At 40.1% G+C, this 18,268-nt stretch carries 13 protein-coding genes, 23 tRNA genes, 2 rRNA genes and 1 other RNA gene; 7 read left to right on the top strand and 32 right to left on the bottom strand.

Annotated features, from left to right (window positions below; translation table 11 throughout):
* Positions 1-68 precede the first annotated feature (68 nt).
* From NQ540_RS02990 to NQ540_RS02975, 4 genes are read right to left on the bottom strand one after another with little or no spacing between them, the layout of a single operon-like run.
* A complete protein-coding gene (locus NQ540_RS02990; protein ID WP_005604873.1) occupies positions 69-1,079 on the bottom strand; it encodes an L-threonylcarbamoyladenylate synthase in 1,011 nt (336 codons plus the stop codon).
* A 2-nt stretch (positions 1,080-1,081) separates the two neighbouring features.
* Positions 1,082-1,954 (bottom strand): peptide chain release factor N(5)-glutamine methyltransferase, encoded by an 873-nt coding sequence (gene prmC / locus NQ540_RS02985; RefSeq protein WP_005604872.1) that lies wholly within the window; start codon positions 1,952-1,954, stop codon positions 1,082-1,084.
* On the bottom strand, positions 1,941-3,020 hold the full coding sequence (prfA, locus tag NQ540_RS02980) for a peptide chain release factor 1 (RefSeq protein ID WP_005604871.1): 1,080 nt from the start codon (positions 3,018-3,020) through the stop codon (positions 1,941-1,943). Before prfA ends, prmC begins: the two co-directional genes overlap by 14 nt.
* A gap of 21 nt (positions 3,021-3,041) precedes the next feature.
* Positions 3,042-3,620 carry a thymidine kinase gene (locus NQ540_RS02975; RefSeq protein WP_005604870.1) on the bottom strand — a complete coding sequence of 193 codons (579 nt, stop codon included), beginning with the start codon at positions 3,618-3,620 and terminating at the stop codon, positions 3,042-3,044.
* A 194-nt stretch (positions 3,621-3,814) separates the two neighbouring features.
* On the opposite strand from NQ540_RS02975, the gene NQ540_RS02970 reads away from it, so the two are divergent.
* Together NQ540_RS02970 and NQ540_RS02965 are read left to right on the top strand one after the other, a co-directional pair.
* Entirely contained in the window at positions 3,815-5,158 is a 1,344-nt protein-coding gene (locus NQ540_RS02970) for a Mur ligase family protein (protein ID WP_005604867.1), read from the top strand.
* A complete protein-coding gene (locus NQ540_RS02965) occupies positions 5,155-5,814 on the top strand; it encodes a type 1 glutamine amidotransferase (protein ID WP_005604865.1) in 660 nt (219 codons plus the stop codon). The genes NQ540_RS02970 and NQ540_RS02965 overlap by 4 nt, the downstream gene beginning before the upstream one ends.
* 48 nt (positions 5,815-5,862) lie before the next feature.
* Here NQ540_RS02965 and sstT read toward each other — a convergent pair whose 3' ends face one another.
* The 3 genes from sstT to NQ540_RS02950 all read right to left on the bottom strand — a co-directional run bounded on the left by sstT (position 5,863) and on the right by NQ540_RS02950 (position 9,257).
* Positions 5,863-7,110, bottom strand: a complete 1,248-nt coding sequence (gene sstT / locus NQ540_RS02960) for a serine/threonine transporter SstT (protein ID WP_223429379.1) — start codon at positions 7,108-7,110, stop codon at positions 5,863-5,865.
* 200 nt (positions 7,111-7,310) lie between these two features.
* Complete coding sequence (locus tag NQ540_RS02955) at positions 7,311-8,036, bottom strand: prepilin peptidase (protein WP_005604861.1); 726 nt, start codon at positions 8,034-8,036, stop codon at positions 7,311-7,313.
* Positions 8,037-8,087: 51 nt separating this feature from the next.
* Positions 8,088-9,257 (bottom strand): AI-2E family transporter, encoded by a 1,170-nt coding sequence (locus NQ540_RS02950; RefSeq protein ID WP_005604860.1) that lies wholly within the window; start codon positions 9,255-9,257, stop codon positions 8,088-8,090.
* Positions 9,258-9,379: 122 nt separating this feature from the next.
* Between NQ540_RS02950 and NQ540_RS02945 the strand changes: the two genes are divergently transcribed.
* The 5 genes from NQ540_RS02945 to ssrA all read left to right on the top strand — a co-directional run bounded on the left by NQ540_RS02945 (position 9,380) and on the right by ssrA (position 13,014).
* Positions 9,380-10,405 carry a lactonase family protein gene (locus NQ540_RS02945; RefSeq protein ID WP_005604858.1) on the top strand — a complete coding sequence of 342 codons (1,026 nt, stop codon included), beginning with the start codon at positions 9,380-9,382 and terminating at the stop codon, positions 10,403-10,405.
* A 112-nt stretch (positions 10,406-10,517) separates the two neighbouring features.
* A complete protein-coding gene (locus NQ540_RS02940) occupies positions 10,518-11,342 on the top strand; it encodes an undecaprenyl-diphosphate phosphatase (protein WP_005604856.1) in 825 nt (274 codons plus the stop codon).
* Between the two features lie 84 nt (positions 11,343-11,426).
* A complete protein-coding gene (gene crcB / locus NQ540_RS02935; RefSeq protein ID WP_005604854.1) occupies positions 11,427-11,789 on the top strand; it encodes a fluoride efflux transporter CrcB in 363 nt (120 codons plus the stop codon).
* A gap of 61 nt (positions 11,790-11,850) precedes the next feature.
* The gene (locus NQ540_RS02930; RefSeq protein WP_005604852.1) at positions 11,851-12,576 is read left to right on the top strand and encodes a histidine phosphatase family protein; all 726 of its coding nucleotides are present in this window, start codon (positions 11,851-11,853) and stop codon (positions 12,574-12,576) included.
* Between the two features lie 71 nt (positions 12,577-12,647).
* Positions 12,648-13,014, top strand: a transfer-messenger RNA (tmRNA) gene (gene ssrA, locus NQ540_RS02925).
* Between the two features lie 103 nt (positions 13,015-13,117).
* Here ssrA and NQ540_RS02920 read toward each other — a convergent pair.
* From NQ540_RS02920 to NQ540_RS02800, 25 genes are all read right to left on the bottom strand, one after another.
* Positions 13,118-13,189 (bottom strand) — tRNA-Glu (locus tag NQ540_RS02920).
* A 15-nt stretch (positions 13,190-13,204) separates the two neighbouring features.
* Positions 13,205-13,275: transfer RNA gene (locus NQ540_RS02915), tRNA-Gly, on the bottom strand.
* A gap of 13 nt (positions 13,276-13,288) precedes the next feature.
* A tRNA-Asp gene (locus NQ540_RS02910) sits at positions 13,289-13,361 on the bottom strand.
* Positions 13,362-13,370: 9 nt separating this feature from the next.
* Positions 13,371-13,443, bottom strand: a tRNA-Val gene (locus NQ540_RS02905).
* A 5-nt stretch (positions 13,444-13,448) separates the two neighbouring features.
* Positions 13,449-13,520, bottom strand: a tRNA-Glu gene (locus tag NQ540_RS02900).
* A gap of 19 nt (positions 13,521-13,539) precedes the next feature.
* Positions 13,540-13,627 (bottom strand) — tRNA-Ser (locus tag NQ540_RS02895).
* A 42-nt stretch (positions 13,628-13,669) separates the two neighbouring features.
* Positions 13,670-13,743 (bottom strand) — tRNA-Ile (locus tag NQ540_RS02890).
* Between the two features lie 11 nt (positions 13,744-13,754).
* A tRNA-Gly gene (locus NQ540_RS02885) sits at positions 13,755-13,825 on the bottom strand.
* 13 nt (positions 13,826-13,838) lie between these two features.
* Positions 13,839-13,911, bottom strand: a tRNA-Phe gene (locus tag NQ540_RS02880).
* Positions 13,912-13,934: 23 nt separating this feature from the next.
* Positions 13,935-14,007, bottom strand: a tRNA-Asp gene (locus tag NQ540_RS02875).
* Positions 14,008-14,010: 3 nt separating this feature from the next.
* Positions 14,011-14,083: transfer RNA gene (locus NQ540_RS02870), tRNA-Met, on the bottom strand.
* A gap of 9 nt (positions 14,084-14,092) precedes the next feature.
* Positions 14,093-14,182: transfer RNA gene (locus NQ540_RS02865), tRNA-Ser, on the bottom strand.
* Positions 14,183-14,194: 12 nt separating this feature from the next.
* Positions 14,195-14,268, bottom strand: a tRNA-Ile gene (locus NQ540_RS02860).
* A gap of 14 nt (positions 14,269-14,282) precedes the next feature.
* A tRNA-Met gene (locus tag NQ540_RS02855) sits at positions 14,283-14,356 on the bottom strand.
* A 16-nt stretch (positions 14,357-14,372) separates the two neighbouring features.
* Positions 14,373-14,445, bottom strand: a tRNA-Ala gene (locus tag NQ540_RS02850).
* An 8-nt stretch (positions 14,446-14,453) separates the two neighbouring features.
* Positions 14,454-14,527: transfer RNA gene (locus NQ540_RS02845), tRNA-Pro, on the bottom strand.
* Between the two features lie 4 nt (positions 14,528-14,531).
* Positions 14,532-14,605 (bottom strand) — tRNA-Arg (locus NQ540_RS02840).
* 17 nt (positions 14,606-14,622) lie between these two features.
* A tRNA-Leu gene (locus tag NQ540_RS02835) sits at positions 14,623-14,708 on the bottom strand.
* A 25-nt stretch (positions 14,709-14,733) separates the two neighbouring features.
* Positions 14,734-14,805: transfer RNA gene (locus NQ540_RS02830), tRNA-Gly, on the bottom strand.
* Between the two features lie 14 nt (positions 14,806-14,819).
* Positions 14,820-14,892 (bottom strand) — tRNA-Thr (locus tag NQ540_RS02825).
* A 4-nt stretch (positions 14,893-14,896) separates the two neighbouring features.
* Positions 14,897-14,978: transfer RNA gene (locus NQ540_RS02820), tRNA-Leu, on the bottom strand.
* 17 nt (positions 14,979-14,995) lie between these two features.
* Positions 14,996-15,068 (bottom strand) — tRNA-Lys (locus NQ540_RS02815).
* A gap of 5 nt (positions 15,069-15,073) precedes the next feature.
* Positions 15,074-15,146: transfer RNA gene (locus NQ540_RS02810), tRNA-Val, on the bottom strand.
* A gap of 11 nt (positions 15,147-15,157) precedes the next feature.
* A 5S ribosomal RNA gene (rrf, locus tag NQ540_RS02805) occupies positions 15,158-15,273 on the bottom strand.
* 78 nt (positions 15,274-15,351) lie between these two features.
* A 23S ribosomal RNA gene (locus NQ540_RS02800) occupies positions 15,352-18,268 on the bottom strand.

Genomic DNA, 18,268 nt, shown 5'->3' with positions numbered 1-18,268 from the left:
ACCCCTTTCTATTCTTACCTTCCTATTCTATCACATTATCACTTTTTGTAGAAAAGCTATGAGTTTTCCTAAAGGACAGTGGATGCCGCTTTTTTCAAACGGTTCATATACGCGATTCCAACGCCCTCTTCTGGCGCGCCCTGAGCTAAAATTATATCTAACTCCAAATGATCTAATGTTCGAAGTGCATCAAATAACGAGCGATTCATATCATCCACGCTCGTACCCATCTTGTAAATACCTTTCACCCTACTTTCAACCGCATCTACAATTGCATTTTGAGCCATAATACCGACTGTCTTCCCATTATTCTGAGCTTCTTGGATAGCTTTTGTAAAGGACTCTACTGCCCCTTCTACAACCAACACTGGTGTTTTGGGGGCGTAATGACGATATTTCATCCCTGGAGATTTGGGTATTTCACGCTCTCCAGTTTTTGTGGTAACAGAAGATTGAATAGGCCCAATAACCGATTCAATCTGCTCTTTTGTTATCACGCCCGGTCTTAAGATAACAGGTCCCTCTTCGTTCGTTAAGTCAATTACCGTTGACTCTACACCGACAGTGGAGGAGCCTCCATCCACAATTCCACGAATACGACCATTCATATCTTCAAATACATGTTGTACTTTTGTTGGACTTGGCTTCGTCGATAGGTTCGCACTTGGTCCCACGAGAGGAATACCCACTTTTGTGATTAATTCTAATGTCAATGGATGATTCGGCATACGAAATGACACCGTTGGCAGCCCAGCGGATAAGGCTGGAGCGTAAATTCCTGGTTTTGCCTTTAGAATCATCGTCAGTGGCCCCGGCCAAAAAGCCTTCGCTAAGGTTAGCGCAATTTCAGGGACTTCTTCTACAGTAGAAGTCATCTGCTGGATATCACTAATATGAACAATCAGTGGATTATCACTTGGACGTCCTTTGGCTTCAAACACCTTTAAAACAGCTTCTTGACTTGTTGCGATTGCTCCTAATCCATATACCGTTTCCGTTGGAAAAGAAACAATTTCTCCCTGTTGTAAAGCTTTAGCTGCAATATCTAAGTTTTCTTTTGTAAAAATTTGTGTTTCCATTACTACGCCTCCTTTCCACTCACAATAATCATTCGATCTAATCCTGCAATATCTTTTTGGATGCTTACTTTTCGATTTGGACAAGCTTCACTAAAAATTCGTTGTACACTTGCCCCTTGGTTAAATCCAATCTCGAAAAAGGCATGCCCACTATCTGTTAAAAATTCTTCTAATCGGTTGGCAATCTTTTCGTAAATCGCAAGGCCTTCATTTTCTGCAAACAATGCCTGAATTGGCTCATAAAGTCGCACTGATTCATCCATTAATGCTTCTTCTGAAAATGCAATATACGGTGGATTACTAATAATACATTCAAACTGTTCACGAGGTACGTTGCTATATACATCACTGTAAAACAATTCAGTTTGAAGATTGAACTTATCTCGATTCTTTTGAGCAACAATGAGTGCTTCCTCTGAAATATCGCACCCCTTATAATGATGTCGCCCAACCAGTCTTTCAAGACTTAAAATAATACATCCCGTTCCGACGCCAATTTCTAGGACATTCCCAACTGGACACTGTTCTAAAAACGACTGGACCTTTAATACAAGCTCTTCCGTTTCAGGACGAGGAATTAAGGTATCCTTAGTAACGATAAATTCTTCCCCTAGAAACTCAGCAACTCCTGTAATTTGCTGCAATGGTTCAAACTTACTTAAGCGCAACAACTCAGGTTCCAAGTCCTCGAAAGTCACCTTAGCTTCTTGTCGTAAATTCAAAAGAAATTGCGACAACGTCCAATGATTCTTAAATAGCATTAATTCTCTAACTAGGTGCTGGCATTCTTTGCGCCCTATATTCGGTTGTTTCTCTTCTAAAAAACAAGAAGCCCTTATGAGGACTTCTTGGTTCGTTGGATTAGTTGTTTCCATTATTTAATTGCTCCAATTTTTCTGTGTGATCATAAAGAATTAAAGCGTCGACAATTTCATCAATTTTTCCAGCTAACACTTGGTCTAACTTTTGAAGTGTTAAACCAATACGGTGGTCTGTAACACGGTTTTGTGGGAAGTTGTACGTACGAATACGTTCTGAACGGTCCCCAGTACCAACTGCAGACTTACGGTTTGCATCATATTCAGATTGGGCTTCTTGAGAAATCTTGTCGTATACACGCGCACGTAATACTTTCATTGCTTTCTCACGGTTCTTCAGTTGCGAACGTTCATCTTGCATTGCAACAACAATTCCTGTTGGCAAGTGAGTTAAACGTACGGCAGATGCAGTTTTATTAACGTGCTGTCCGCCGGCACCTGATGCATGGTAAATATCCACACGAATATCTTTATCTTCTAATTCAATTTCTACTTCTTCTGCTTCAGGCATTACAACGACTGTTGCTGTTGAAGTATGCACACGTCCTTGAGATTCAGTTGACGGAACACGTTGTACACGGTGCGCACCAGATTCATATTTTAATTTAGAGAATACATTATCCCCTGTAATCATTAAAATAACTTCTTTATATCCACCGATACCTGTAACGTTGGCATCCATCACTTCTACACGCCAGCCTTGTGACTCTGCATATTTTTGATACATCGTTAGTAAGTCACCAGCGAATAACGCGGCTTCGTCTCCACCAGCAGCTCCGCGAATTTCCATGATGATGTTTTTACCATCATTTGGGTCTTCTGGTAAAAGTAAAAATTTGATTTTATCTTCTAATTCTACTTTTTCTTTTTTGAGGGAGCTTAGTTCTTCTTTCGCCATTTCTGCCATTTCGGCATCTAAGCTTTCACCAAGCATTTCCTCTGTGTCGCTAATTTCTTCAACAACTTGTTGATAACGTTTAAAGGTTTCTACTTTTGGGCGTAAATTCGCTTCTTCTTTTGTTAGTTCCATGAAGCGTTTTGTATCGCCAATAACTTCCGGGTCACTTAATAGCTCTGAAAGTTCATCGTACCGAATAATAAAACTATCTAATTGATCGAACATACTTTTCTCCTTTTTCTTCTCTTATAAGCGTTCTTCACCAGGATGGTTATAGTGATAACGACAAACTGGATAATAAGCATCATTACCCCCAATTTGGATTTGTTCTCCCGTATACACTGGTACACCATCCACTACACGCATATTCATACTTGCTTTTTTATGACAATACCAACAAATCGTTTTTATTTCTTCGATTTTATCAGCATAAAGTAATAAGTATTTAGAACCTTCAAATAATTCGTTTTGAAAATCATTCTTAAGTCCAAATGCCATTACTGGAATATTTAATTCGTCAACAATTCGAGCGAGTTCAAGAATGTGATGTTTTGATAAGAATTGAGATTCATCAATCAAAATACAATATGGTTTTACAGCTTGCCCTTCGACAATTTCGTAAATAGGTGTCTCTTCAAAAATGGGAATTGCTTCACGACGAACACCGATACGGCTAGAAACATAGCCAACTTGATCACGATCATCTATTGCACTCGTAAATAATAAAACGGGCTTGTTCTGTTCCTCATAATTATGAGCAACCTTTAAAATTTCAATGGATTTACCACTATTCATTGCACCATATTTAAAAAATAATTGTGCCACTTTCTATTCCTCCAATTGATAAACTATACCTTTAATATCTTACGATAAACTGCTACGTTTGTGCAAAGAAAAACCGTTTCTTATAAGCACATTACCCTTAATAAATTTGCATAGTATTTAAAAAGTTTTTTTAAACCACTTTTGATTAAAGTATGCTACAATAGTGAAGAATCTATAGGAAAGGATCGTCAAAATTGAATATAAGAACACAAGTTGCTTTAGGAGCAGGGAAATTCACTAGATGGGCTCTTAAAACTTTTACAAAAGGTGGCAGTAGCATGCCAGGAAAAGTGGCACATGCTATTGATCCTACAATTTTAAAATCCCTAGCGGAGAACTACGATGTGATTATCGTCAGCGGAACAAACGGAAAGACATTAACAACTTCCCTTATCGTTCAACTTTTAAAACAAAAATATCCTAATATTTTAACAAACCCAACTGGAGCAAATCTAACTCAAGGGATTGTATCTACTTTTTTAAATCATTCTCCTAAAAAGGGTGAAAAGAACATTGCTGTTCTAGAGGTGGATGAAGCTACGATTAAGCATATCACTCCTTATATCGAACCTAAACTATTTGTGTTTACGAATATTTTTCGCGACCAAATGGATCGATTTGGTGAGATATATACAACTTATCAATTTATGTTAGACGGAGCGGCTTTTGCTCCATCTGCAACCATTCTTGCAAATGGAGATGCGCCAATATTTAATAGTGACGAATTACCTAATCCACGTCTATATTTTGGATTTAATCATACTGAAGATAGTGAAATGATGGCTCACTACAATACAGATGGTGTTCTTTGTCCTCACTGCCAATCTATCTTGCATTATAAGAGTATTACTTATAGCAACCTTGGTAAATACTATTGTCCAAAATGCGACTTCAAACGTCCTGAATTGAATTATGCAGTCACTGCTTTAAATGAATTGTCTTTAACAGGTTCTTCATTTGATATTGACGGTACAACTTTCTCAATTCCAATTGCTGGACTATATAATATTTATAATGCCTTAGCTGCATACTCTGCTGCAAAATTCTTTGGCCTTTCTACGGAAGAAATCCAAGAAGGCTTCTCTAAAGCGCAGCGCGTATTCGGTCGTCAAGAAACCTTTGCCGTTGAAGATAAAGAAGTGATGTTGAACTTAATTAAAAACCCAGTTGGATTTAACCAAATCGTTCAGTTATTAAGTTATGAAAAAGAACCATTCAGTTTAGGTGTTCTCTTAAATGATAACCCTGCAGATGGTCAAGATGTCAGTTGGATTTGGGATGGCGATTTCGAAGGCTTACATGCTTTGAATGCAGTCGATACAGCCATTAGTGGTATCCGTGTGGAAGACCTCGGTGTACGTATGGAAGTTGCCGGTTTTGAAAATATCAAAGTCTTTAAAACAAATGCAGAATTAATCGATTGGATTCGCAAAGCGCCAACGAAGAAAGTCAATGTACTAGCAACTTATACTGCTCTACTCGACTTACGTAAAGACTTTGCTAAAGAAGGATACCTTAAGGAAGGGATGAACGGATGAAATTAAGAATCTGTCATTTATACGGAAACCTAATGAACACATACGGTGATAATGGAAACTTACTCATGTTACAACACCGTGCAAAAAAATTAGGATACGAAGTCGAAACTACTCTTATCAGCTTAGAAGAAGACTTCAATCCAGAAGAATTTGATATCGTAATGTTTGGCGGTGGTCAAGATTATGAACAAACTGTTGTTGCAAAAGATCTTCAAAACAAAAAAGATACTTTAATCGAGTATATTGAAGATGATGGAGTTGTCGTAGCTATTTGCGGTGGTTTCCAATTATTAGGCCGTTATTACGTAAATGCTAGTGGCGAACGTCTCAATGGGATTAGTGCTATCGACGTTTGCACTAACGGTCAATTTCCAAATCGTTTAATTGGTGATGTTGAAATCTTTAACGAAGAATTTGGAGAAACGTATTTAGGATACGAGAATCATATTGGTAGAACTTACTTAGGTAAAAATATGAAACCTCTTGGAAAAGTAGTAAAAGGTTTTGGAAATAATGAAGAAGATCATGCGGAAGGTTGTCACTACAAAAACGTGTTTTGCTCTTATTTCCACGGACCAATTCTCGTTAGAAATCAACACCTTGCAGATCGAATTATTCAAACGGCTGCTCAAAGAAGACATGCAAAAAATGCATAACAAAAACCTCTATTCAACAAATTTGTTGAATAGAGGTTTTTCAATATACTACTCTAATTCTGCTAACTGAGGATTCAGTTGAATGTTGCGTCCTTCTTTTTTCCATTGTCTAAATTCTGCTGCAGCTGTAAATAATACATCTGTAGAAGAATTCAATGCAGTCTCGCAAGAATCTTGTAGAACTCCGATAATAAAACCGACACCTACAACTTGCATTGCGATATCATTAGAAATTCCAAATAAACTACATGCTACAGGGATTAATAATAATGATCCACCTGTGACACCAGATGCCCCACAAGCAGCAATTGTTGATAACACACTAAGTACTAATGCTGTTAGAAAATCAACTTGAATTCCTAAAGTATTTACTGCTGCTAAAGTTAATACTGTGATTGTAATTGCAGCCCCCGCCATATTAATCGTTGCTACTAGTGGGATTGATACAGAATAACTATCTTCGTCCAATCCTAAATCTTTACAGAGTTGCATATTTACTGGAATATTTGCTGCAGAGCTACGAACAAAGAAAGCAGTTACTCCGCTTTCTTTTAAACAGCGTAAAACAAGCGGAAATGGATTTTCTTTGATCATAAAGAATACGATGATTGGATTCATAACAAAAGCTACAAAAAACATGCTTCCAATCAGTACTAATATTAAACTACCATAATTCGCAAATACCCCTACTCCATTTTCTGAGACAGTTGTATATACTAACCCCATTATTCCAATAGGTGCAAAACTAATTACTAACTTCACTACATGACTAGTTGCATCTGATACTTGCTTTAAAAGATTCTTCATAGGTTCGTCCGCTCTTCTAAATGCCATCCCAAATAGAACTGCCCAAGATAATATTCCAATATAATTTGCAGAAACTAATGCATTTACCGGGTTATCTACTAATTTAAGAACTAAAGTTTCCAATACTGCAGCGATTCCTTGCGGTGCAGTGACTTCTGTCGTACTTTCTGCAAGAGTCATTGTTATAGGAAATGCAAAGCTTGCAATTACTCCAACTAAAGCAGCTCCAAAAGTTCCAAATAAATAGAGAAGAACGATTGACTTCATATTTGTTTCATGACCTTCTTTATGTTGAGCTAAAGCACTCATTACGATAAAAAATACTAGCAAAGGCGCAATTGCTTTTAATGCATTTACAAAGACAGTTCCTAAGATTCCAACGACTGTTAAAGAAGGAACAAAAATTCCTAAAAAAATGCCAATTCCCATTCCAATTACGATTCGATTAATTAAACTGAGCTTACTCAGTCTCTCTACAATGTTGTTCATATATTTCCTCTATTCTCTTTCTTATACGGCGTCTATCTTACAAAAGTTTATAGCTTTCTGCCAAAAATATATCCACATAACAAAAACATTTGTTCACAATACAGATACACTATTTGTTTTTATATTTGTCAGATAGAATAGTCTTAGTATAGTTTTTATACTTAAAATCAAACTAAAACTCAAAAGAGAATAACGTTTAACTAGCCAATCCATTGAATTGAAAATAAATAAGTTATAATGGCACTCATACTTATAAAAGGTGTAAATGGGATTTTATCACTTCGCTCTTTTAGTCTAAAGAAAAAATGTAAAAAACAACAAAATACTCCTCCACATACAAAAGAAAGCAATCCTACAAAAGTAATCTGGATTGGAGAAAAAATGATTCCTAATGTTGTTAAAAAATAAACATCTCCCATTCCAAAAGCTTCTTCTTTCCAAATGAAGTGCCCCAAACTCTTAATAACCCCATAAAACAAGAATCCAATTATCATTGAAAATAATCGTTCTTCCCAAGTCTGAGAACTAAGTAATATTTCAAAAAGTAATAGCAATAAAAGTACTCTTAAATCAACTTCATAGGAATCAATATCCATCAATGCGATTAATACTAAAAAAGAACAAAAAAAGAATCCTAAGATATCTAGCGGACCTTTTAATAGAGCTACCAAAATAAATAATAAAGAGACGAATACTTCAATAAAATAATAACGTCCCCCAATTTTATGATGGCAGTAGCGACAACATCCTCTAAGATAAAGATAAGAGAAAATTGGAATTAAATCCCAAAAGTGAAGAATATGTCCACAACTTGGACAATGAGATCTTGTAGATATAAAATTTTCTCCATTGTTTAGTCGAACACTAACAACATTGATAAAACTTCCAATAGAAGCACCCATTAGTGCAATGAAAATATAAAGCATAAAAAAACCTCCCTTACTTAACAATACGTTTTGTAAGAGAGATTCGGAAGTTTATTCTTCAATCTGTACTTCTTCAACTTTATCATTGTAGTACAGACCAGAGTATTCCTTATACCACGCAAAGAAATGCGTAATGAATACTTTAACCACTGCATAGACTGGGACAGCTATTAATAACCCAACAAGTCCAAACATCTTTCCAGCAGCCAGTAAAATAATCAAAATTGTTACAGGATGCATTTTTAATGATGATCCTAAAATTAAAGGTTGTAAGACACGACTTTCAATTAATTGTTCAATAACAAAAACCAAAAATACGTGGAGTGCTAGAGTAGGATTGGTAACAAAACCAATAATTAAAGCTGGCGTCAACCCAATTATAGATCCTAAATAAGGAATAATTGTTAGAAGACCTGCTATCATCCCTATAGTAACTCCGTAAGGTAATCCAATAAGCGTATATCCAATAATATAAGTAAATCCAACACAGATAGCAACTGTAATTTGTCCACGGATATAAGAACTCACTTGTTGATTCATTTCATTTAACATCACACTAATCTTGTGTTGAGATCGTGTTGGAAACATTCTAGTCACAAATGGAATCACTTTATTTCCGTCTTTGAGAAGGTAATAAAGAATTACTGGCATTGTCATTATCGTAATTACGATATCCCCAATAATTCCTACAACACTACCTATACCGCTAAAAGTAAAATTCAAAATTCCATTTAATCGTTCTGTAATTGATTGAATAAAATCAGTGTTAATCTTGTTGAATTGCTCTTGAATCGTTTCAAAGAAGCCAGTCTGCATGAATTTTTCAACTTGCTCACTAATAATTTGATAATAGTATGGCAGTTGTGATACTAAATCTAATAATTGCTTTTGAATAATTGGAACGAGGCTGGTAATAATCATAATAAAAATAACAATTACGCCAACCATTACTAATAAAATAGCAATTCCCTTTGGAACCTTTTTATTCAGCAAATAATCATAAATCGGTTTTACTAAATAATAAATTACTGCTCCACAAGCAACAGGAACTCCAATTGCCGAAATAAAGTCTTTTAACGGATTAAATAAATAAGACGTTTGAGAAAATAAAATTAAATTAATGAGTAGTAATGATAAGATTAAAAGACCGCTCACTAGCTGATTATCTAAAAACCATCTCCAAAACCATGTCTTTCCTTGGTTTTCTGGTTTATTATCCATAAGATTCCTCCTTATCACATTTTCCTCTAGTGTATCATATTTTCTCCGTCTATGATTAACATTTGATTAGATTTTAGAAAAAATTGTATAATTATTTTATCTTGTGACATGGAGGAAATCTCATGAAAGAAAAATTTTATTTAGGAACTTATACCAAAAGAGAAAGTAAAGGTGTTTACTCTGTAATTTTGAATAAAGAGACTGAACAATTAGAAAACCTGACTTTAGAAGCAGCACTAGAAAATCCAACCTACTTATATTATTCAAAAGAGAATCATCTACTTTTTGCAGTTGGAAAAGAGCACAAGGATGCAGGAGTCACTGCAAACCTTACCCTCACCTCTCCAGTCAAACGTTTATCATCATTCTACGATCAACAAGCCGTTCCTTGCTATATCCGATATAATGAGCGTTCGCATGATTTACTAACTGCAAACTATCACGGAGGTTTTATAGAACTATACCATTATGATAATAAAAATCATTCGATTTCTTTTGTCGATAAAAAAGTGCATTCAGGATCTAGCATTCATGAAAATCAAACAGCTCCACATGTTCACTATACAGATTACACTCCAGATGAAAAATGGATTGTGGTATGTGACTTAGGAATCGATACTGTATTTACATATAAACGTACAGCAGAAGGCTTAGAAGAAGTCGCACAGTATAAGACAAAAGCTGGAAGTGGTCCTCGTCACCTTGCATTCCATCCAACACTTCCTATTGCTTATCTGATTTGCGAACTAGACGCAACTGTAGAAGTACTCTCTTACAATAACAAAAATGGAACTTTTAGAAACTTAGACAAGATAGCATTAACAACTGAAGATCAACAAGCTTGGGGAGGCGCTATTCATCTCACCCGCGACGGACGTTTTGTTTATGCCTCAAACCGAGGCTTTGACGCGTTATACACTTTCTCAGTAGATGCATCAAGCGGATTACTCACTCTCGTACAAACAATCGAAAGTTATGGTTCGGTGCCTCGTGATTTCCACTTAAGTAATGATGAAGCTTATGTCGTTGTTGGACACCAAGAATCAGACAACTTAACGCTATTTAAACGCGACTTAGAAACTGGTGAACTCACACTTCTTCAAAAAGACTTCTACGCTCCTGAAGTGGTTTGTGTCGTTCCGCAATAGTAATCAATTTTAAGTCTCTTCTTTTTTTGAAGAGACTTTCTTCTTTATTGTGGTAATCCTTGCCAGAAAGCAGTATAATCGTTGTTAGCAGACTTTATAAAGGAGTGGAAAAATGCTTAATCTTATAGAGATTATTAAAACTATTATTTTAGGAATTATCGAAGGCGTTACTGAATGGCTACCAATTAGTAGTACAGGTCATTTAATTTTAGTGAACGAGATTATTCAATTAGACGTTTCTGCTAAATTCCTAGAGATGTTTAATGTTGTCATTCAACTTGGTGCCATATTGGCGGTTGTCCTTGTTTATTTCAACAAATTAAATCCATTTGCAAAAAATAAGAAACGTAAAGAATTCATTGAAACCATTGATCTTTGGAAGAAAGTGATTATCGGATGTATCCCAGCCGTTATTCTAGGATTCATTTTAAATGACTTTATGGATGAATATTTTAATAAACCAATCATTATAGCACTTGCTTTAATTGTATACGGGGTTGCTTTCATTTACATCGAAAGACAACACAAAAATATCGAGCCGAAAATTAAAAGCTTTAAAGAGTTAGACATTTTGACGGCTATTAAAATTGGACTTTTCCAATGTTTAGCTCTTGTACCAGGCACTAGCCGTTCTGGATCAACCATCCTTGGTGGTTTACTTGTTGGAACAAGTCGTTCAATCGCTACTGAATTTTCATTCTTCATGGGGATTCCAATTATGTTTGGTGCTAGTGGATTAAAACTATTAAAATTTGGATTCCACTATTCATTTGCTGAATTTATTATTTTAGTAGTTGGATCAGTTGTTTCATTTGTTGTTTCACTATTCGTAATTAAATTCTTATTAAAATACATCAAACAACACGATTTCCAAGCGTTTGGTTGGTACCGAATTGCACTCGGAATTATTGTTCTTGGAAGTCTATTCTTTAAATAAAGTAAAAGCTGGATTTACTCCAGCTTTTTATTTTTTGCAAAAAACAGGTATAATGAATATATTCAAATTAGAAAGAAGGATACTATGTCATTACTTTTTGTCGGAATTGGTGGAGCGATTGGGGCAATTCTACGTTATTTACTATCTCAACTTCCTTTCCAACATGAATTTCCATTAAAAACACTACTAATTAATTTATTAGGTTCGCTTGCCATCGGATATTTAAGTGCTAAATTCCAACAGGGACATTGGTTTGAAGGAGATCAGTGGCTTTTAATTACTGGAGTCTGTGGTGGATTTACTACTTTTTCAACATTCAGTTTAGATTCCCTTCAGTTAATCCAAAATGGTAATACTCTCCTTGCGATTCTTTATATGATTGTAAGTCTAATTGGGGGTCTCTGTTGTGTGGGAATCGGATTTTTTCTTGGTAATTCTTCATTTTAAATTAGCAATTTTTTAAAAATCAGTTTACAATAGAATAAAGAACAAGAACGGAGGTCTTTTTATGACGAAAAAAGGGGTAACTTTATATTTTATGCGACATGGAGAAACCGTCTTTAACCGCTACAATTTAATGCAAGGATGGTCTGATACTCCTCTAACTAAAGAAGGTCGCCTTGATGCTATTCGTTCTGGTTTAGGAATGCGAGATGTTCATTTTGACGCCGTCTATACTAGTGACTTGCGTAGAACCGTTGAAACTGCCCAACTATTTCTTAAAAACCATCCCAACCGTGATAACCTCACTATTGAAATGATGCCAGAATTTCGCGAAGTTTTCTTTGGAAGCTTAGAAGGAAAATCTGCGAACGACTTATGGAGCGAGTTGTATAAAAAACTTCAAAGAAACTTTGACGACTTAGGTGGAAGAAATATCCAAGAAGAACTTAATGGTCTGAAAGAGCTGGACCCTGATCACCTTGGGGAAAACTTTATGGAGTTTTGGTTACGTGTTGAAAAAGGACTTCTAAAAGTAGTGAATCAACACAGAGATACGAATCATAATGTATTGATTGTCAGCCACGGCATGACTATTCGAAATATGCTTCATGAATTAATTCCAGACTTTCAATTATCAGAACTTATTGGAAATGCTTCATTGAACATTGTTGAATATTCTGAAGGGAAATTTAACTTAAAGGCATTAAACCAAACGAATCACTTTGCTCTCCGTAAAGAAGCAAAAGACGATGAATTTAGTTTCATTCCAATAAAAATGCGTGATTATTAAAGAATTGCATGTCATTTAAAACTTTGTTACAATAGGAACCTAGGGAATTCCCTAGGTTTTTACTTTTATACGGGGTCGTTACGGATTCGACAGGTATAGGTTGAGCTTTCAATGCATTCCGTAGGTTACGTCTACGTAAAAACGTTACAGTTAAATATAACTGACAAACAACAAACAAACACTTTAGCTTTCGCAGCTTAATAACTGCTAGCTAAGATCTGTCCGGCATCGCCCATGTGCTCGGGTCCAGGTCCTATAATCAGTGGGATACGATTCACTTTTCCGCCTGTCTAAGTGAATAAGAGATTATCAGGCTAGCTTAAGATGATGCTTGTTTATCAGCTAATCAGTAGCGAAACTTAAATAGATAAACTATGAATGTAGATTTGATTGTGTCGATATACTTGGACAGGGGTTCGACTCCCCTCGGCTCCATTATTTTACAAATAAATCGCCTTATTTAAGTGAATAAGGCGATTTTTTCTATTCTAATTCGTAATTTATCAAAACAAAAAGCCTACTTATCAGTAGGCTTAAGCGATGACCCGTACGGGACTCGAACCCGTGTTACCGCCGTGAAAGGGCGGTGTCTTAACCGCTTGACCAACGGGCCAATATAAGAGAATAAAGCGGGTGACGAGAATCGAACTCGCGACAACAGCTTGGAAGGCTGTAGTTTTACCACTAAACTACACCCGCATTTTATAAAGAGCGGTCCCGACGGGAATCGAACCCGCGATCTCCTGCGTGACAGGCAGGCATGTTAACCCCTACACCACGGAACCACTATGAGATGGAGGTTAACGGGATCGAACCGCTGACCCTCTGCTTGTAAGGCAGATGCTCTCCCAGCTGAGCTAAACCTCCAAATATGACCCGTACGGGACTCGAACCCGTGTTACCGCCGTGAAAGGGCGGTGTCTTAACCGCTTGACCAACGGGCCAGGATAACAAATAATAAAACGGAGAAGGAGGGATTTGAACCCTCGCGCCGGTTTCCCGACCTACACCCTTAGCAGGGGCGCCTCTTCAGCCTCTTGAGTACTTCCCCATCATCCAAGATTTTATTATTTTCTAATAACAAAGTTATTAATGGGCCTAAATGGACTCGAACCATCGACCTCACGCTTATCAGGCGTGCGCTCTAACCAGCTGAGCTATAGGCCCTAAATATTTAAAGCGGGTGACGAGAATCGAACTCGCGACAACAGCTTGGAAGGCTGTAGTTTTACCACTAAACTACACCCGCATTATATTTAGAATGGCTCGGGACAGAATCGAACTGCCGACACCTTGAGCTTCAATCAAGTGCTCTACCAACTGAGCTACCGAGCCTAGCGAATATTATATTCATCTAACGGTCCCGACGGGAATCGAACCCGCGATCTCCTGCGTGACAGGCAGGCATGTTAACCCCTACACCACGGAACCTAATTGCGGGAGTAGGACTCGAACCTACGACCTTCGGGTTATGAGCCCGACGAGCTGCCAACTGCTCCACCCCGCGATAATATTAAGGAGGATAAGGGATTCGAACCCTTGCACGCTTTTACACGCCTGACGGTTTTCAAGACCGTTCCCTTCAGCCGGACTTGGGTAATCCTCCAAGATATAACTATGGACCTTGTAGGACTCGAACCTACGACCGGACGGTTATGAGCCGTCTGCTCTAACCACCTGAGCTAAAGGTCCAAGCTCTAAAGAAATAGCGGCGAAGGGGATCGAACCCCCGACCTCCCGGGTATGAACCGGACGCTCTAGCCAGCTGAGCTACACCGCCATGATATTAAATTTAATGGAGACTAGCGGGATCGAACCGCTGACCTCCTGCGTGCAAAGCAGGCGCTCTCCCAGCTGAGCTAAGCCCCCATAAGAAATCGGGAATACAGGATTCGAACCTACGACCCCTTGGTCCCAAACCAAGTGCTCTACCAAGCTGAGCTAATTCCCGAATATGCACCCAACAGGAGTCGAACCTGTAACCGCTTGATTCGTAGTCAAGTACTCTATCCAATTGAGCTATGGGTGCATTGTATATTTAGTTAATGCCGAGGACCGGGGTCGAACCGGTACGGTCATCACTGACCGCAGGATTTTAAGTCCTGTGCGTCTGCCAATTCCGCCACCCCGGCATGGGCCATGGTTTTACATTGGCTAAGCGGAAGACGGGGTTCGAACCCGCGACCCCCACCTTGGCAAGGTGGTGTTCTACCACTGAACTACTTCCGCAAATTTGGTTTTAATGCCGGCTAAAGGACTTGAACCCTCGACCCTCTGATTACAAATCAGATGCTCTACCAACTGAGCTAAGCCGGCTAAGTGCGGGTGAAGGGACTCGAACCCCCACGCCTCGCGGCGCTAGATCCTAAATCTAGTGCGTCTGCCAATTCCGCCACACCCGCAATTTCTACTATGAGAATGAGTGATACAGGGCTCGAACCTGTGACCCTCTGATTAAAAGTCAGATGCTCTACCAACTGAGCTAATCACTCATCAATGGAGGTTAACGGGATCGAACCGCTGACCCTCTGCTTGTAAGGCAGATGCTCTCCCAGCTGAGCTAAACCTCCATTATAATAAAGCGTGGCAACGTCCTACCCTCGCAGGGAGAAACCCCCAACTACTATCGGCGCTAAGAAGCTTAACTTCTGTGTTCGAGATGGGAACAGGTGTATCCTTCTTGCCATCGTCACCACACTTTATTTCTGAAAAAACTTTCGTTCTTTCAAAACTGAATCTATATCCAACTCCATCAATCTACCAGCTATACAACTCGTGGTTAAGTCCTCGACCGATTAGTACTAGTCCGCTCCATGCCTCGCGGCACTTCCACTTCTAGCCTATCTACCTGATCGTCTCTCAGGGGTCTTACTCACTTAATGTGATGGGAAATCTCATCTCGAGGGGGGCTTCACGCTTAGATGCTTTCAGCGTTTATCCCGTCCACACATAGCTACCCAGCGATGCTCTTGGCAGAACAACTGGTACACCAGCGGTGTGTCCATCCCGGTCCTCTCGTACTAAGGACAGCTCCTCTCAAATTTCCAACGCCCGCGACGGATAGGGACCGAACTGTCTCACGACGTTCTGAACCCAGCTCGCGTACCGCTTTAATGGGCGAACAGCCCAACCCTTGGGACCGACTTCAGCCCCAGGATGCGATGAGCCGACATCGAGGTGCCAAACCTCCCCGTCGATGTGAACTCTTGGGGGAGATAAGCCTGTTATCCCCAGGGTAGCTTTTATCCGTTGAGCGATGGCCCTTCCATGCGGAACCACCGGATCACTAAGCCCGACTTTCGTCCCTGCTCGACTTGTAGGTCTCGCAGTCAAGCTCCCTTCTGCCTTTACACTCTTCGAATGATTTCCAACCATTCTGAGGGAACCTTTGGGCGCCTCCGTTACACTTTAGGAGGCGACCGCCCCAGTCAAACTGCCCGTCTGACACTGTCTCCCACCCCGGTAAGGGGTGCGGGTTAGAGTGGTCATGTCACAAGGGTAGTATCCCACCGTTGCCTCCTCCGAAACTGGCGTCCCGGATTCTTCAGCTCCTACCTATCCTGTACATGTGACACAAACACTCAATATCAAACTACAGTAAAGCTCCATGGGGTCTTTCCGTCCTGTCGCGGGTAACCTGCATCTTCACAGGTACTATAATTTCACCGAGTCTCTCGTTGAGACAGTGCCCAGATCGTTACGCCTTTCGTGCGGGTCGGAACTTACCCGACAAGGAATTTCGCTACCTTAGGACCGTTATAGTTACGGCCGCCGTTTACTGGGGCTTCAATTCAAAGCTTCGCTTGCGCTAACCTCTCCTCTTAACCTTCCAGCACCGGGCAGGCGTCAGCCCCTATACGTCATCTTTCGATTTTGCAGAGACCTGTGTTTTTGATAAACAGTCGCCTGGGCCTATTCACTGCGGCTGGTATTGCTACCAGCACCCCTTCTCCCGAAGTTACGGGGTCATTTTGCCGAGTTCCTTAACGAGAGTTCGCTCGCTCACCTTAGGATTCTCTCCTCAACTACCTGTGTCGGTTTGCGGTACGGGTCCTATAAATCTTGCTAGAAGCTTTTCTCGGCAGTGTGACATCAGAAACTTCGGTACTAAACTTCCCTCCCCGTTACAGCTTGTCGCATCTGTGATAAGCATTTGACTCATCAGCCGACTCACTGCTTGGGCGTACACTTCCAGTCGTACGCTTTTCTTAGCCTCCTGCGTCCCTCCATTGCTCAAACGATTTATAGAAGTACAGGAATATCAACCTGTTGTCCATCGACTACGCCTATCGGCCTCGCCTTAGGTCCCGACTAACCCTGGGAGGACGAGCCTTCCCCAGGAAACCTTAGTTATTCGGTGGACGGGATTCTCACCCGTCTTTCGCTACTCATACCGGCATTCTCACTTCTAAGCGCTCCACATGTCCTTACGGTCATGCTTCACCGCCCTTAGAACGCTCTCCTACCACTGGACCATAAGGTCCAATCCACAGCTTCGGTAATCTGTTTAGCCCCGTTACATTTTCGGCGCAGGGTCACTCGACTAGTGAGCTATTACGCACTCTTTGAATGATGGCTGCTTCTAAGCCAACATCCTAGTTGTCTGTGCAACCCCACATCCTTTTCCACTTAACAGATATTTTGGGACCTTAGCTGGTGGTCTGGGCTGTTTCCCTTTCGACTACGGATCTTATCACTCGCAGTCTGACTCCCGGATATAAATACATGGCATTCGGAGTTTATCTGAATTCGGTAACCCGAGATGGGCCCCTAGTCCAAACAGTGCTCTACCTCCACGATTCTCACTTCCGAGGCTAGCCCTAAAGCTATTTCGGAGAGAACCAGCTATCTCCAAGTTCGATTGGAATTTCTCCGCTACCCACACCTCATCCAAGCACTTTTCAACGTGCCCTGGTTCGGTCCTCCAGTGCGTTTTACCGCACCTTCAACCTGGACATGGGTAGATCACTTGGTTTCGGGTCTACGTCCACATACTTCATGCGCCCTATTCAGACTCGCTTTCGCTACGGCTCCGACTCTTCATCTTAACCTCGCATGTAAACGTAACTCGCCGGTTCATTCTACAAAAGGCACGCCATCACCCATTAACGGGCTCTGACTACTTGTAAGCACACGGTTTCAGGTACTCTTTCACTCCCCTCCCGGGGTTCTTTTCACCTTTCCCTCACGGTACTGGTTCACTATCGGTCACTAGGTAGTATTTAGCCTTGCCAGATGGTCCTGGCGGATTCCGACGGGATTCCTCGTGTCCCGCCGTACTCAGGATGCTAGTAGAGTTCGTCAAGATGTCGCGTACAGGATTGTCACCTTCTGTGATGGGCCTTTCCAGACCACTTCTGCTATCTTGATGTCTTCTCACGTTCTAGTCCTACAACCCCAACAAGCAAGCTCGTTGGTTTGGGCTCCTCCCGTTTCGCTCGCCGCTACTCAGGGAATCGATTTTTCTTTCTCTTCCTGCAGGTAATGAGATGTTTCAGTTCCCTGCGTGTACCTCCTAATGAGCTATGTATTCACTCATTGGTAACACCCTATGAAAGGTGCTGGGTTCCCCCATTCGGAAATCTTTGGATCTTAGCTTACTTACAGCTCCCCAAAGCATATCGGTGTTAGTTCCGTCCTTCTTCGGCTCCTAGTACCAAGGCATCCACCGTGCGCCCTTATTCACTTAACC

Source organism: Granulicatella adiacens ATCC 49175 (assembly GCF_025150565.1).
Taxonomy (GTDB): Bacteria; Bacillota; Bacilli; order Lactobacillales; family Aerococcaceae; genus Granulicatella; species Granulicatella adiacens.
The sequence above is the reverse complement of the archived record's forward strand: the minus strand, read 5'-3'. Positions and strand labels throughout refer to the sequence as shown.